This window comes from Parvibaculum sp., assembly GCF_040882025.1.
Classification (GTDB): domain Bacteria; phylum Pseudomonadota; class Alphaproteobacteria; order Parvibaculales; family Parvibaculaceae; genus Parvibaculum.
This window is the reverse complement of the sequence record NZ_JBBECC010000056.1, coordinates 13,135-25,563: the sequence shown is the minus strand read 5'-3', so window position 1 is coordinate 25,563 and position 12,429 is coordinate 13,135. Positions and strand designations below refer to the sequence as shown.

The 12,429-nt window shown below is 62.8% G+C and carries 14 protein-coding genes and 1 pseudogene; 2 read left to right on the top strand and 13 right to left on the bottom strand.

Going from position 1 to position 12,429, the window contains the following annotated elements; translation table 11 throughout:
* Both WEB61_RS03680 and WEB61_RS03675 read right to left on the bottom strand, forming a co-directional pair.
* The coding region (locus tag WEB61_RS03680; RefSeq protein WP_368062972.1) for a carbon-nitrogen hydrolase family protein at positions 1-847 on the bottom strand (847 nt) is incomplete at its 3' end.
* 13 nt (positions 848-860) lie between these two features.
* The gene (locus WEB61_RS03675; RefSeq protein ID WP_368062971.1) at positions 861-1,241 is read right to left on the bottom strand and encodes a hypothetical protein; all 381 of its coding nucleotides are present in this window, start codon (positions 1,239-1,241) and stop codon (positions 861-863) included.
* A gap of 161 nt (positions 1,242-1,402) precedes the next feature.
* On the opposite strand from WEB61_RS03675, the gene WEB61_RS03670 reads away from it, so the two are divergent.
* Both WEB61_RS03670 and WEB61_RS03665 read left to right on the top strand, forming a co-directional pair.
* A complete protein-coding gene (locus tag WEB61_RS03670; RefSeq protein ID WP_368062970.1) occupies positions 1,403-2,140 on the top strand; it encodes a TrmB family transcriptional regulator in 738 nt (245 codons plus the stop codon).
* A gap of 96 nt (positions 2,141-2,236) precedes the next feature.
* Complete coding sequence (locus WEB61_RS03665) at positions 2,237-2,947, top strand: TylF/MycF/NovP-related O-methyltransferase (RefSeq protein ID WP_368062969.1); 711 nt, start codon at positions 2,237-2,239, stop codon at positions 2,945-2,947.
* Between the two features lie 10 nt (positions 2,948-2,957).
* Here WEB61_RS03665 and WEB61_RS03660 read toward each other — a convergent pair whose 3' ends face one another.
* The 11 genes and pseudogenes from WEB61_RS03660 to WEB61_RS03610 form a co-directional block, all read right to left on the bottom strand.
* Entirely contained in the window at positions 2,958-3,434 is a 477-nt protein-coding gene (locus WEB61_RS03660) for an N-acetyltransferase family protein (protein ID WP_368062968.1), read from the bottom strand.
* A 1-nt stretch (position 3,435) separates the two neighbouring features.
* Positions 3,436-3,786 carry a DUF6614 family protein gene (locus WEB61_RS03655; RefSeq protein WP_368062967.1) on the bottom strand — a complete coding sequence of 117 codons (351 nt, stop codon included), beginning with the start codon at positions 3,784-3,786 and terminating at the stop codon, positions 3,436-3,438.
* A 112-nt stretch (positions 3,787-3,898) separates the two neighbouring features.
* Positions 3,899-4,276, bottom strand: a complete 378-nt coding sequence (locus WEB61_RS03650) for a DUF4345 family protein (protein WP_368062966.1) — start codon at positions 4,274-4,276, stop codon at positions 3,899-3,901.
* A gap of 90 nt (positions 4,277-4,366) precedes the next feature.
* Positions 4,367-5,773, bottom strand: a complete 1,407-nt coding sequence (locus WEB61_RS03645; protein ID WP_368062965.1) for an NAD(P)(+) transhydrogenase (Re/Si-specific) subunit beta — start codon at positions 5,771-5,773, stop codon at positions 4,367-4,369.
* 13 nt (positions 5,774-5,786) lie between these two features.
* A pseudogene (locus tag WEB61_RS03640) lies at positions 5,787-6,092 on the bottom strand (proton-translocating transhydrogenase family protein); the annotation flags it as partial.
* 11 nt (positions 6,093-6,103) lie between these two features.
* Positions 6,104-7,237 (bottom strand): Re/Si-specific NAD(P)(+) transhydrogenase subunit alpha, encoded by a 1,134-nt coding sequence (locus WEB61_RS03635; protein WP_368062964.1) that lies wholly within the window; start codon positions 7,235-7,237, stop codon positions 6,104-6,106.
* Between the two features lie 143 nt (positions 7,238-7,380).
* Positions 7,381-7,530 (bottom strand): aa3-type cytochrome c oxidase subunit IV, encoded by a 150-nt coding sequence (locus WEB61_RS03630; protein ID WP_368062963.1) that lies wholly within the window; start codon positions 7,528-7,530, stop codon positions 7,381-7,383.
* 155 nt (positions 7,531-7,685) lie between these two features.
* Positions 7,686-8,669 carry an alpha/beta fold hydrolase gene (locus tag WEB61_RS03625; RefSeq protein WP_368062962.1) on the bottom strand — a complete coding sequence of 328 codons (984 nt, stop codon included), beginning with the start codon at positions 8,667-8,669 and terminating at the stop codon, positions 7,686-7,688.
* Positions 8,666-9,109, bottom strand: a complete 444-nt coding sequence (locus WEB61_RS03620) for a PaaI family thioesterase (RefSeq protein ID WP_368062961.1) — start codon at positions 9,107-9,109, stop codon at positions 8,666-8,668. Before WEB61_RS03620 ends, WEB61_RS03625 begins: the two co-directional genes overlap by 4 nt.
* A 34-nt stretch (positions 9,110-9,143) precedes the next feature.
* The gene (locus WEB61_RS03615; RefSeq protein ID WP_368062960.1) at positions 9,144-10,523 is read right to left on the bottom strand and encodes an ABC1 kinase family protein; all 1,380 of its coding nucleotides are present in this window, start codon (positions 10,521-10,523) and stop codon (positions 9,144-9,146) included.
* Positions 10,520-12,298 (bottom strand): M3 family oligoendopeptidase, encoded by a 1,779-nt coding sequence (locus WEB61_RS03610; protein WP_368062959.1) that lies wholly within the window; start codon positions 12,296-12,298, stop codon positions 10,520-10,522. Before WEB61_RS03610 ends, WEB61_RS03615 begins: the two co-directional genes overlap by 4 nt.
* Positions 12,299-12,429: the final 131 nt, after the last annotated feature.

Genomic DNA, 12,429 nt, shown 5'->3' with positions numbered 1-12,429 from the left:
CCGGCGTCTCGGCGCGCGGCGCAGTGGGACCGAGCGCGATGTCTGCGGTAACGACGCCGGCGCCCTCCTGATAACGGCGTCGCTGCAGCAGATTGCCTTCGCCGTCGATGATCTGCGTTTCGCCCATCAGCTGCGTCCGCATCGGCGCGGCAAGGCGCGTGCCGGGCAGAACCAGCAGCCCGCCTTCAATGACGCTCGCATGCCCCGCGTGAAGAAGCGGCGCACCGACGAGACCGGCAAAGATGCCGGGCGTCCGGGCCATCATGCGGCCATTGCCCTCGTGAAAACGACGCCAATAGGCTGCCGGCCATTTCCAGCCGGGCTCGCTCCACCAATGGCTGCCGGTCATCAGCAGGCCGACCTTGCCGCGAAGGCGCTTGACCGTCTGCGTGCGCACGGTTTCCCAGCAGACGGCGGCGCCGACAGCTCCGAGCGAGGTCTGCATCAGCCCGGTATCGCTGCCGCCGACATAAAAGGCGTTTTCGACCATGGTCGGCAGATCCTTGTCGTGTCGATGGATCTGCCCGTCGGGCTCGACAAGGACATAGGTATTGTAGACGTCGCCATCGCGCATCTCGAGATAGGAGCCGCCTACATGAATGCGGTGGCGGCGAGCCTTCTCCTTCAGCATGTCGAGCGCCGGGTTCTCGGGCGGCAGCGAGCAGCCGAACACGCGCTCGTCATAGATGATGCAACTGGTGAAAAATTCCGGCAGCGCGACAAGCTCCGCGCCGCGATGTACCGCCTCGTCCACGAGACGGCTCGCATGCTCGATGTTCCAGGGAATGTCGGCGACACGCGCCTCGACCTGGATGGCGGCCGCGCGAACAGTCTTCGGTTCGCTCATCGGGTGTCCTTCCTCAAGCCGTGAACCACGCATAGAGAAGCCAGGGATAGGCAATGCTCAGCAAACCGAAGGATACCAGCGTCGCGATGTCGATGATCCGGTGTTTGATGTAGCCCTCCTTCGAGAAGGCATGAACCATGAAGAGCTGGGCGTTGGTCCATGAGCCGACGAGGAGCAGCCAACCCGCAACTTCCGGGATCGCCGGGTGAACCGCCGCGATGGCGAATTGCAGCAGGGCCATCAGGATGTTGTCGATATGGCACTGGAGCACGCGTTTGGCGTTCACCAGCGGGCCGAAGCGCTTGCGCGGCCCGTACATCGCGACCATTACCCAGCCAAGCGCAACGGCGAAGGTGATCTGGATGAGACCGGAGGAAATCAGGATCGTCTGCATGAAAGTCCTTTTTGTCGAAACTTGCTGACATATATGCGGTGGGCATCGTCACAAATATCCACCTGAAACAGCTTTATTATCTATCTCGATTGACTACCGGCGCGTCAATACGGAGAATGTCAAAAAATATGTCGAAATTTTTGGACAACCCGTGAGATGCCATGGAACTCGAGCCCAAACTGGCGGCGCTGGGCCTCACCGGCAAGCGGGCGCGCTTTTACCTCGCCGCGCTGGAGCTTGGCGACAAGACCGTGACGGCGGTCGCGCAACACGCCGGCATCGAGCGGACAACCGCCTATGCGCTGTTCGAAAAACTGCTGGAAGACGGGCTGGTGACGCAGGTCGAGCGCGGTGGCCGCACCCATGTGGTGGCCGAGGACCCGGACGTTCTGGTCCGCAATCTCGACGACAAACGGCGGACGCTCGATGAGATCCTGCCCGATCTGCGTGCGATCCACGCTCGCACGCATGGCGCGCCGCGATTCCGTCTGTATGACGGTACGGAAGGCATCCGCATCGTCCTCAATGCGGTACTGGCGACACCGCTGCCGGAGATTTGCGGCATTCTCTCGATGCGCGAACTGCTCGCCGTGCCGGGCCCGAAGGCCTTGCGTAATTTCATCGCGGAACGCGTGAAAATGCGCACGCGGTTGCGCGTCATTCGCGCGCAGAGCGAGGAGACGCACGACATCTGGCAGGCAGGCGAGGAAGAACTGCGCGAGGTGCGTTATGCGCCGTCATCGGACGCCTTCCGTATCACCACTTTCATCTATGGCGGCAAGGTGGCCCTGATCTCGTCGCGGCGGGAGAATTACGGCCTCATCGTCGACAGCGAGGAATTCGCCGGCTTGCAGCAGGCCCTGTTCGAAACCATGTGGCAGACGAGCAAACCCGCCTGAGTGCACCTTCGGATACCCGGTCACGCAATGCTCACACCGCCGCACCTTCGCCCATGAGAGAGTGACACCCATCGCGCCCGGCGGAGGGAAACGGACATGCTGGCAGAGCTTCGAACGCGCCTTTCCGAGACATGGACACGTCGGCAGCTTTCGCAAACCGCGCGCGACGTGCGCGATGCCCATCTCACCTATCTCACGCCGACGAAGCTCCGCAACCTCGAGGATGCCCTCGAACGGATCGGCACCGATTGTATCGAAGGGGATTGCGTCGAGTATGGCGTCGCTCTCGGCGGCTCGGCAATCCTCATCGCAACGCGGATGACGCCGGACCGGTGCTTCACCGGCTTCGATCTCTTCGGCACCATTCCGCCGCCGGGGGAGGCGGACGGAGAGAAATCGCACGAACGCTACAAGATCATTGCGAGCGGCCATTCGAAAGGGATCGGCGGCGACCGCTACTATGGCTACGAACCCGATCTCTACGGGAAGGTCAAAGCGCAGTTCGCGCGCTTCGGCGTGCCCGTGGACGGGCAGCGCATCGCGCTCGTCAAGGGACTTTTCGACGCGACCGTCTCCTTCAAACTGGAAAAACGGATCGCCTTCGCCCATATTGATTGCGACTGGCACGACGCCGTCGCTCTCTGCCTGGAGCGAACATGGCCGCATCTTTCGCGCGGCGGCATCGTCATTCTCGACGACTACAACGATTATGGCGGCTGCCGCAAAGCGACGACCGCCTTTCTCGAGCGGCGCCCGGACATGCGGCTCGTCGAGGCGACACATAATGCCATTCTGGTAAAGAGCTGAGGATGCAGCCCTAGAACCGCTTTGCCATCAGCCGCTCGTAGTTACGGTAACCGGCTTCCTCGTAGATGCGACGGGCCCGGACATTGCCTTCGAGGACATAGAGCCTGATTTCGCCGACGCCCGCGGCTTTCGCTTCCCGCTCGGCCGCTTCCAGCAACATGCGTCCGACCCCCTTTCCGCGCGCCGCCTCGTCAACGCTAATGTCCCAGATCATTGCATGGCGGCGTCGTTCCGGCCGCACGAAGGCGCCAGGGTCTTCCTCGAAGGTGTAGCAGATGAAGCCGGCAATGCCGGTGTCCACTGCGGCAACAAGCATGACGCCACCTTGCGCCGCGATCTGGGTTTCGACCCAGCCGAAATGTTCCGCCGCAGCGGAAGCATCCGCGCGGTTTGCCTCGATCTCCGTTTCGAAATCGTGGAGCGCACCCATAAGACGGACAAGCGCAGGCCGATCCTCCGGCCGCGCCGCACGGACGATCGGCTTCATGTCAGAACCGTTCCTCGCCCTGCTCGCGCACGGGGTCCGGGAAGTCGCGGTAAAGCGCGAACTGGATACCCGTCACCAGCGAATTGACGTTGAAATGCTCGGTCTCGACGGGATCAGCCCGTGTCGCCACCCAGTTGAAGGCCGAATCGAGTTGGGTGAGATCCGTGACCTCGATCATGAAATGAAACTCGCCGAGATGCGCCGGCCCAAGGCCAAGCTTCTTGCGCGCCAGCCGCCAGCCCTCGATAACGCCCTCGCGCTCCAGCAGCTCCATATAGCCGGTGAAGGCCTCGACGAAATCCATGTCGCGTACGCCAGGCTTCAGGTTGAACCAGCCGTGATAAATATCCATGGGTCTCTCCCCCAAAAGAAAATGGGCGGCGCCCATGTGAACACCGCCCGCCCATTTCGTCCAGCAAAGCTGTCCGGGGTCGTGCAGCCAAGGCCAGATGGAGATCCGGCGATCAGCCCCTTGCAAGCGTCTTTGCACCGATGACGGAAAGCGCGACCAGCACCAGCTCGACGACGATCGCCTGCGCGACGCCCTCGGGCACCCCTTCAAGGACGACACCGAGAACGCGCCCGATGACCGCAAGGCCGTAAAGCACCGCCACACCCCACATCCATTGCGCGCCGCCTGCAAAGAGCGCAAGCAATGAGGCGAGCCCGCTCGCCAGAAAGAAGGCGCCAAGATCGGCACGCAGCGAATTCGCGCCGAAAGGCGACAGCGCGCCGAGCCCGAGCGCCTCACCCAACTGGACGGGAGAGGCGAACGCCATCAAACCCATCGCCAAGGAAAAAAGCCCAACCAGGGCAACAGCGATTCGACCCAACCAGATCATGTTTTCTCTCTCCCCTTTTTGTTCCCGCTCGAAAGAAAACGGGCGGCGCCCATGTGAGCACCGCCCGTCGATTCCGTCCAGCATGCGTACTCAGAGGCCTTTGACGATCTCTTCGACCATTTTCTTGGCGTCGCCAAACAGCATCATCGTGTTGTCGCGAAAGAAGAGCTCGTTCTCGACACCGGCATAGCCTGACCCCATGCCGCGCTTGACGAAGAGCACGGTCTTGGCCTTTTCGACATCGAGCACCGGCATGCCATAGATAGGGCTTTGCGGGTCGGTCTTGGCCGACGGATTGGTCACGTCGTTGGCGCCGATGACGAAGGCGACGTCGGCCTGGCTGAACTGGTTGTTGATGTCTTCAAGCTCGAAGACTTCATCGTAAGGCACATTGGCCTCGGCCAGCAGCACGTTCATATGGCCCGGCATGCGGCCCGCGACCGGATGAATGGCATAGGAAACCTTCACGCCCTCGGCCTTCAGGATATCGGCCATTTCGCGCAGCGTGTGCTGCGCCTGCGCCACCGCCATGCCGTAACCCGGCACGATGATGACGGAGCCGGCATTCTTCATGATGAAGGCCGCATCGTCGGCCGAGCCTTGCTTGACCGGCCGCGTTTCGACGGCACCGCCGCCGGCCGCCGCCGTGTCGCCGCCAAAGCCGCCGAGAATGACGCTGAAGAAGGAGCGGTTCATCCCCTTGCACATGATGTAGGAGAGGATGGCACCCGACGAACCGACCAGCGCGCCGACGATGATGAGCGCGAGGTTGCCCAGCGTGAAGCCGATGCCGGCCGCCGCCCAGCCCGAATAGGAATTCAGCATCGACACGACGACCGGCATGTCGGCGCCGCCGATCGGAATGATGATGAGAAAGCCGATGATGAAGGCGAGCACCGTGATCAGCAGGAAGAGTTCGGTCGTCTGCCGCGATACGTCGGAGACAAGCCAGCCGATGCCGCCCACGATGACGATGGCGATGGCCGCGTTGATGACGTGGCGGCCCGGCAGCATGATGGGCGCGCCCGACATGTTGCCGTTGAGTTTGGCGAAGGCGATGATCGAGCCGGAAAAAGTGATCGCACCGATCGCCGCGCCGATCCCCATTTCGATCAGATTGGCCGCGTGGATCGCGTGATAGGTGCCGATGCCGTAAGCCTCCGGCGCGAGAAACGCCGACCAGGCGACGAAGACCGCCGCGAGACCGACCAGCGAATGGAAGGCCGCGACGAGCTGCGGCATCTGCGTCATGGCGATACGCCGCGCGATGACGGCGCCGATGCCGCCGCCGATGGCGACGCCGACAAGGATCAGCGTCCAGGTCAGCGTGTTCTGCGCCTGCAGGAGCGAGAGCGTCGTGACGATGGCGATCGTCATGCCGATCATGCCGTAGGTATTGCCCTGGCGCGACGTCTCGGGCGAGGAAAGACCTCGGAGCGCCAGAATGAAGAGCACCGCCGAAACGACGTAGAGAAGGGCCGCTATGTTCGCTGACATGTCCGGGGTCCCCTCAGCGCTGCTTTTTCTTGTACATGGAGAGCATTCGCTGCGTGACCAGGAAGCCGCCGAATATATTGACGGAGGCCAGCATCACGGCGACGAAGCCGAAGCCCTTGGAGAGCCATCCGCCCTCGCCCGCCTGCGCAACATCGAGGCCGACGGCGATCAGCGCGCCGACCACGATGACCGACGAAATGGCGTTGGTCACCGACATCAGCGGCGTATGCAGCGCCGGCGTCACGCTCCAGACGACGTAGTAGCCAACGAAAATCGCGAGCACAAAAATCGCGAGCCGGAAAATGAACGGGTCGACTGCGGCCGCTTCCATCAGTTGCCTCCCTCGCGAAGTGACGGATGCACAACCTGGCCGTCGCGGGTCAGGCAGGTGCCCGTAATGGTTTCGTCCTCCCAGTTGATCGCCAGCGCCTTGGTCTCCTTGTCGATCATGGGCGTGATGAAGTTCAGAAGGTTCTTTGCGTAAAGCGACGAGGCATCGACCGCGAGCTGACCTGCGACGTTGAGTTCGCCGATCAGCGTGACGCCGTGCTTCACGACCGTCTTGCCGGCTTCCGTCAGCGGACAATTGCCGCCGCGTTCCGCCGCGAGATCGACCAGGATCGAGCCCGGCTTCATCGTTTTCACCATTTCCTCGCTGACGAGTTCCGGCGCCGGACGGCCCGGAATGAGCGCGGTGGTGATGACGATGTCCTGCTTCTTGATGTGTTCGGCAACGAGCGCAGCCTGCCGGCGCTTGTAGTCGTCACTCATCTCCTTGGCATAGCCGCCGGCGGCGTCGCCGCTTTCTTCCGACTCGACCATGATGAAGGTGCCGCCGAGGCTTTCAACCTGCTCCTTGGTCGCCGAGCGCACGTCGGTCGCAGAGACGATGGCGCCGAGGCGCTTCGCGGTCGCGATTGCCTGCAACCCCGCAACGCCGACGCCCATGATGAAGACGCGCGCGGGCGCAATCGTGCCGGCCGCCGTCATCATCATCGGCATGGCGCGGGTGAAGGCCGCCGCCGCGTTGATGACTGCTTTGTAGCCGGCAAGGTTCGACTGCGATGACAGAACGTCCATCGACTGCGCGCGGCTGATGCGCGGCATCAGTTCCATCGCGAAGGCATTGACGCCGGCCGCTGCATATTTCTGGAAGCGCGCCTTGTCGTCATAGGGATTGAGGATGGCGGCGAGCATCGCGCCACGCTTCATCATCCCGAGTTCCTCGTCGCTGGGCGCACGCACCTTGAAGACGATGTCGGCATCTTTCAGCGCTTCCGTTTCGCTGGCCGCGATTTTGGCGCCCGCTTCCTGGTACAGCGCATCGGAGATCGAGGCGCCGGCACCGGCACCTGTCTCGACGACGACCTCGAGTCCGAGCGCCGTCAGCTTCTTCACCGTGTCGACAGAGGCTGCCACGCGGGTTTCGCCGTCGAGATGCTCTTTGGGAATCGCAAGTTTCATGGATTGTCGCCTGTTCCCCGAACGGCCTGCCCAGCACCGGCGCCGCCAAAGTGAGAATAAGAATTATTCCAGTATGATGCGCTGGCGGGCTGTTTCAAGCCGGAATATCGAGAGAAACACCCGTATTGCGCGTGAACGCGTCGTCAGAGAAGGAAAAACGCCATCAGGATGAGGACAACGGCTATGGCAGCCGCGCCCCATTTGCTCATCGCAATGAAGGCCTCATAGGTCGTGAGATGGGCTTTGGCGTCCATCTCCCCGCTCCAGCCGTCCTGCGCCTTGTTCTCAGCCATGCTACCTCGCCCGATTTCTGCTTCGCTCAAGCCTGTTTTTGAGCGAGCCGGACTATAGCAAACGAACCGCCTGCGGCAAGCGCCGAGGGCCCGGGCACCGCCCCGATTGCGGGCATCGGGATGTCCATATCCGAACAGGCGGCCGGGCTCACGGGCTATTCGCCGAAGGGCGACGGCAGCGGCCCGCTCACGGTCGTGCGCGACGGAGCGGAATGGTCCCAATCGGCCAGCAACGCCCGCAGTGCCGCGACAAATGCCAGCGGCTGATCGAGCATCACGTGATGCCGCGCCTGCGGGATTTCGATGACCGGCGCCGAGCGGCCGAGAAGATTGAACATATATTCGCCGATCTCGGCCGGCAGCAACGCCGAAAACTCGCCGCGCATGATGGCAATGCGGCAGCGCGTGGCGGCAAGGCGCGCGCCCATGTCGCCGATGTTGAAGCGCTGCCAGATAGCCGGATCGAACTTCCAGGTCCAACCCTCGCCACCTTCCGGATTGGCGACCTGCTTCAATGAATGCTGCGCGATGTAATCGACGATATAGAGATTTTCGCAAGGCTGCGGCGGTGCGAGGCGGAAACGCTCCATCGCGGCGCCGAGCGTCGGATAGATGCGGTGCGGCCGGAACTCGCGGTTGGGCGGACCGCCGGGCCGGTCGGGCGGATTGACCGGGCTGTCGACGATAACCGTTCCCGCCAGCCTGTCGCCGTAAAGCGCGCCGGTGAGAATGGTGATGAAGCCGCCAAAGGAATGCCCAACGATGATCGGCGGCTCTTCGCCGGCAAAGAACCCCGCATCCTCGCAAACCGCGATCTGTTCTTCGGCGAATGTCTCGATCGTGTAGCGCTCGCGCCAACCCGAATCGCCCATGCCGCTGACATCGATGGCGGCAACGGAATATTCGCGCGCCAGAAACGGCGCGACGAAGGACCACCAGCGCGCATGGGCGCCGTTGCCATGCACCAGCAGCAGACCGGGTTTAGCCGGGTCGCCCCAGCGCAAATAGTGAACCTGCGTGCCTGCCACCTCGACGAAACGGCTCTCGGGCACGACAGCGACGGCGCGCGTGAACCATCCGGGCGCTAGTGTGACGGCCGGTCCCTCCTCGTCGCCGGGTGCGAGCGGAAAATCGTTCACCTGGATGGCCTTTCGCTCAGCGCCTTGAAGACGGCGGTGCCGGTCATGATCGTGCGATCGCCGCACCAGATGCGTCCCTGAACGGTGAAGAAGTCGTCCTCGCGGCCCACAACCTCGGCCGTCCCCTCGACCCACTCGCCGATCTTCGCGCCCGAAAGAAAATCGGTCAGCAGCCTGACCGTCACCCAGTAGCGATGCACCGACATTGTGATGGCATGACCGAACGCCATATCGGCAAATGCCATCAGCATGCCGCCATGGCAATTGCCCATACCGTTGGTATGATGCTCCTGCACGAGAAAGGCGCGCGTGTAGCGGCCGTCGGCCTCGATCTTCTCGTAAAGCGGTCCGATCTGCCGCCCGAAGCCGTGGAACCAGTTGAGGTTCGTGTAGCCCTCGGGCAGGGCAATCGTGTTTTCTTCCAGCAGATCGTCTGTCATGGCCGGGAACCTTGAGAACGGGAATGAACGGCGCTCATGCGGCGAGCGGCACGCTCGCTTTCTTTAGCGCGGCGCTCTGGCGCCTGTCGAGCGCTGCGGTATCGAACGCATCGATGGCCGCGTTGAAAAGGCGATGGAAATTGAGCTCTGCACCGAGATGCAGAAAGACCGAACCGAGGCCGATGGCCGCTCTGTCCATGAACACAAATTCGCGCGGCGGCGTCACCGGACCCAGCTCGCGGAGCCGCTTGTGAACGGCGAAGGCCTCCTTGCGGCCGTACTCGCCGGGCTTGACGCCATCGGCCACCGAACGCACCCGGTCGTCGAGCATCGGCGCATAGATGAAACGCGCCCAGACGTTCAGCGTATCGATCAACTCGCCGGAGAGGTTGCGGAAGCCCCAGTTCTCATAGGCCGCCGCCGCGCGATCGCGATCATTCGTTTCGAGCCCGCGATAAAGTTCGACGACACCGGCGACGAAGGCCGGCGGAAAAATCCGGATGCAACCATAGTCGAGAAGGTTGATACCGAAATCCGTCCTCACCGTGTAGTTGCCGAGATGCGGATCGCCGTGAATGACACCATAGCGGCTGAACGGGACCCACCAGGCCGCGAACATGGTCTCGGCGATGCGGTTTCTTTCCTCAAGTGGATGGTCGCGGAAGGAAAGAAGCGGCTTGCCCTCAAGCCAGCTCATGGCGAGGAGCCGCTTCGTCGAGAGATCGCTGTAGACCCGCGGCACTTCGATACGCGGATCGCCGGCGAAGATGCCGGCATAGAGGCGCATATGGGCGGCCTCGCGCTCATAATCGAGTTCCTCGCGAAGCCTGTCGCCGATTTCCGCGTACATCTCACGCGTGTCGATGGCCGAGTCCATGCGGCGATGGATCGAGAAAATAAGACCGAGCTGCCTCAAATCCGCATCGACCGCCGACTGCATGTCCGGGTATTGCAGCTTGACGGCGAGTGCCTCACCGTCGCGTGTGGTCGCGCGATGCACCTGCCCGAGCGAGGCGGCGGCTGCCGCTTCCTTCTCGAACGTGCCGAAACGCTGCTCCCAGCCAGGTCCGAGTTCCGCCCGCATCCGCCGCTTGACGAAGGGCCAGCCCATCGGCGGCGCGGCTGACTGCAGCTCGGAAAGCTCGGCGGCAAACTCGGCCGGCACGGCCTCCGGAATGGTCGCGATCATCTGCGCGACCTTCATGATCGGCCCCTTGAGGCCGCCGAGTGCGGATTTCAACTCGCGCGCGGTCCGGTCGTTGGACGCGTCAAGGCCGAAAAACCGTTCGCCCGCGACCCGCGCCGCAATGCCGCCGACCCCGGCGCCGACCTGCGCATAGCGCCGAACGCGGCGGCCGAGGCTGTTGGCCTCGCTGTCTTTCGGGGGTTCGCCGCGCGGCGGCTTGTCGCTCATTCCATTGCCTCAAGCTCGTCGATGAAGCCGCGGATCACCGAAAGTCCCTTGTCCCAGAAGGCGGGGTCGGAAGCATCGAGGCCGAACGGCGCCAGCAGCTCCTTGTGACGCAAGGTGCCGCCCGCCGCCAGCATCTCGAAATAACGCTCCGCAAAACCTTCCTGCGCCTGCTCATAGACCGCATAAAGCGAGTTCACCAGACAATCGCCGAAGGCATAGGCATAAACGTAGAAGGGCGCGTGGATGAAATGCGAGACGTAACACCAGTAGGTCTCGTAGCCCTCGCCAAGCCGGATCGCCGGACCGAGGCTCTCGCCCTGCACGTCGAGCCAGATGCGGCCGATCTCGTCTGCCGTCAATTCGCCATCGCGCCGGGCGGTGTGAACGCGCCGCTCGAACGAATAGAACGCCGTTTGGCGCACCACCGTGTTGAGCATGTCCTCGACCTTGGAGGCGAGCATCGTCTTTCGACGTTCGGCATCGGGGGCCGACGCCAGAAGCTTGCGGAAAGTCAGCATCTCGCCAAAGACGCTGGCGGTTTCGGCGAGCGTCAGCGGCGTGTCGGCCATCAACGCATCCTGCTTTGCCGCGAGCACCTGATGAACGCCATGCCCGAGTTCATGCGCGAGCGTCATCACGTCGCGCGTCTTGCCCTGATAGTTGAGAAGCACGTAAGGATGCGCGCTCGGCACGGTCGGATGCGAAAAGGCACCGCTTGCCTTGCCGGGACGCATCGAAGCGTCGATCCAGCCTTTTTCGAAGAACTGTTCGGCGATCGCCGCCATTTGCGGCGTGAACCCGCGATAGGCATCGAGCACGGTGTCGCGCGCGAGGTTCCAGGGGATCGTTGCGTCGTCGGCTTGTGGCAGCGGCGCGTTGCGATCCCAGTATTCGAGCTTTTCGAGACCAAGCCATTTCGCCTTCATCGCATAATAGCGATGCGACAACGCCGGATAGGACCGTTGCACGGCTTCCACGAGCGCCGCGACCACTTCCGGCTCGACACGATTGGCAATGTGACGGGATTGCGCGATGTCGTCGAAGCCGCGCTGGCGGTCTTCGATCTCCTTGTCCTTGGCGAGTGTGTTGGTGACGAGCGTGAAGAGCGGAATGTTCGCCTTGAATGTCCTGGCCAGCGCTTGTGCCGCCGCCACGCGCTTTTTCCCGTCCTTGTCGGAGAGGAGATGCAGCGCGCCTTCGAGCGTCAGCGTCTCCCCATCGACCTCGAACGCAAGGCGCGCCATCGTCTCATCAAAGAGCCTGTTCCAGGCCGCATGCCCGGTGACGCTCTTTTCATGGAGCAGCGTTTCGAGTTCGTCGGAAAGCTGGTAGGGGCGCATCACGCGGAGGTCGCGCAACCACGGCGCGTAACGCGCAAGCGAAGGATCCTCGAGCGCGCGTGCCAGCGCCGCATCGTCCAGCCTGTTGAGTTCGAGCGCAAAAAACAGCAATCCCGTCGAGATCGTTGTGATGCGCTCCTGCATGTCGCCGTAGAACTTGGCGTGGGCGGGATCGGTGTTGTCCTGTGCATAGAGAAGACCGGCAAAGGAGATCAGCCTGCCAAGCCGGTCCTCGATTGCCTCATAAGCGCGGATCGCTTCGGCAAACTGCGCCCCGCCATCCGGCGCAGCCACCAGGGCGGAGATCTGCCCGCGATAGCGCGCGTTGAACCTTTTCGCTGCGCTCGCGGCCACATCGAGATCTGATTTCACCTCCGGCGCGTCGGGACCCGCATAGAGATCGGCTAGATTCCAGGTCGGCAAGGAGACGGACATCGGGCGGCATTCCTTCGGGGGTGTTGATTGACGATGCCATCTATATTGCGCGGGAAGGCGCGCCGTTCAACGCGCAGGGCGCCGATTTCGGCGCAGGCCCAAACAATCAACCCAAAAAGAAAAAGGGCCCC

Coding starts and splice junctions, on each gene's coding strand:
- WEB61_RS03675 (WP_368062971.1), bottom strand. CDS start 1,241: ATGCAGACGATCCTGATTTCCTCCGGTCTCATCCAGATCACCTTCGCC.
- WEB61_RS03670 (WP_368062970.1), top strand. CDS start 1,403: ATGGAACTCGAGCCCAAACTGGCGGCGCTGGGCCTCACCGGCAAGCGG.
- WEB61_RS03665 (WP_368062969.1), top strand. CDS start 2,237: ATGCTGGCAGAGCTTCGAACGCGCCTTTCCGAGACATGGACACGTCGG.
- WEB61_RS03660 (WP_368062968.1), bottom strand. CDS start 3,434: ATGAAGCCGATCGTCCGTGCGGCGCGGCCGGAGGATCGGCCTGCGCTT.
- WEB61_RS03655 (WP_368062967.1), bottom strand. CDS start 3,786: ATGGATATTTATCACGGCTGGTTCAACCTGAAGCCTGGCGTACGCGAC.
- WEB61_RS03650 (WP_368062966.1), bottom strand. CDS start 4,276: ATGATCTGGTTGGGTCGAATCGCTGTTGCCCTGGTTGGGCTTTTTTCC.
- WEB61_RS03645 (WP_368062965.1), bottom strand. CDS start 5,773: ATGTCAGCGAACATAGCGGCCCTTCTCTACGTCGTTTCGGCGGTGCTC.
- WEB61_RS03635 (WP_368062964.1), bottom strand. CDS start 7,237: ATGAAACTTGCGATTCCCAAAGAGCATCTCGACGGCGAAACCCGCGTG.
- WEB61_RS03630 (WP_368062963.1), bottom strand. CDS start 7,530: ATGGCTGAGAACAAGGCGCAGGACGGCTGGAGCGGGGAGATGGACGCC.
- WEB61_RS03620 (WP_368062961.1), bottom strand. CDS start 9,109: ATGACAGACGATCTGCTGGAAGAAAACACGATTGCCCTGCCCGAGGGC.
- WEB61_RS03615 (WP_368062960.1), bottom strand. CDS start 10,523: ATGAGCGACAAGCCGCCGCGCGGCGAACCCCCGAAAGACAGCGAGGCC.
- WEB61_RS03610 (WP_368062959.1), bottom strand. CDS start 12,298: ATGTCCGTCTCCTTGCCGACCTGGAATCTAGCCGATCTCTATGCGGGT.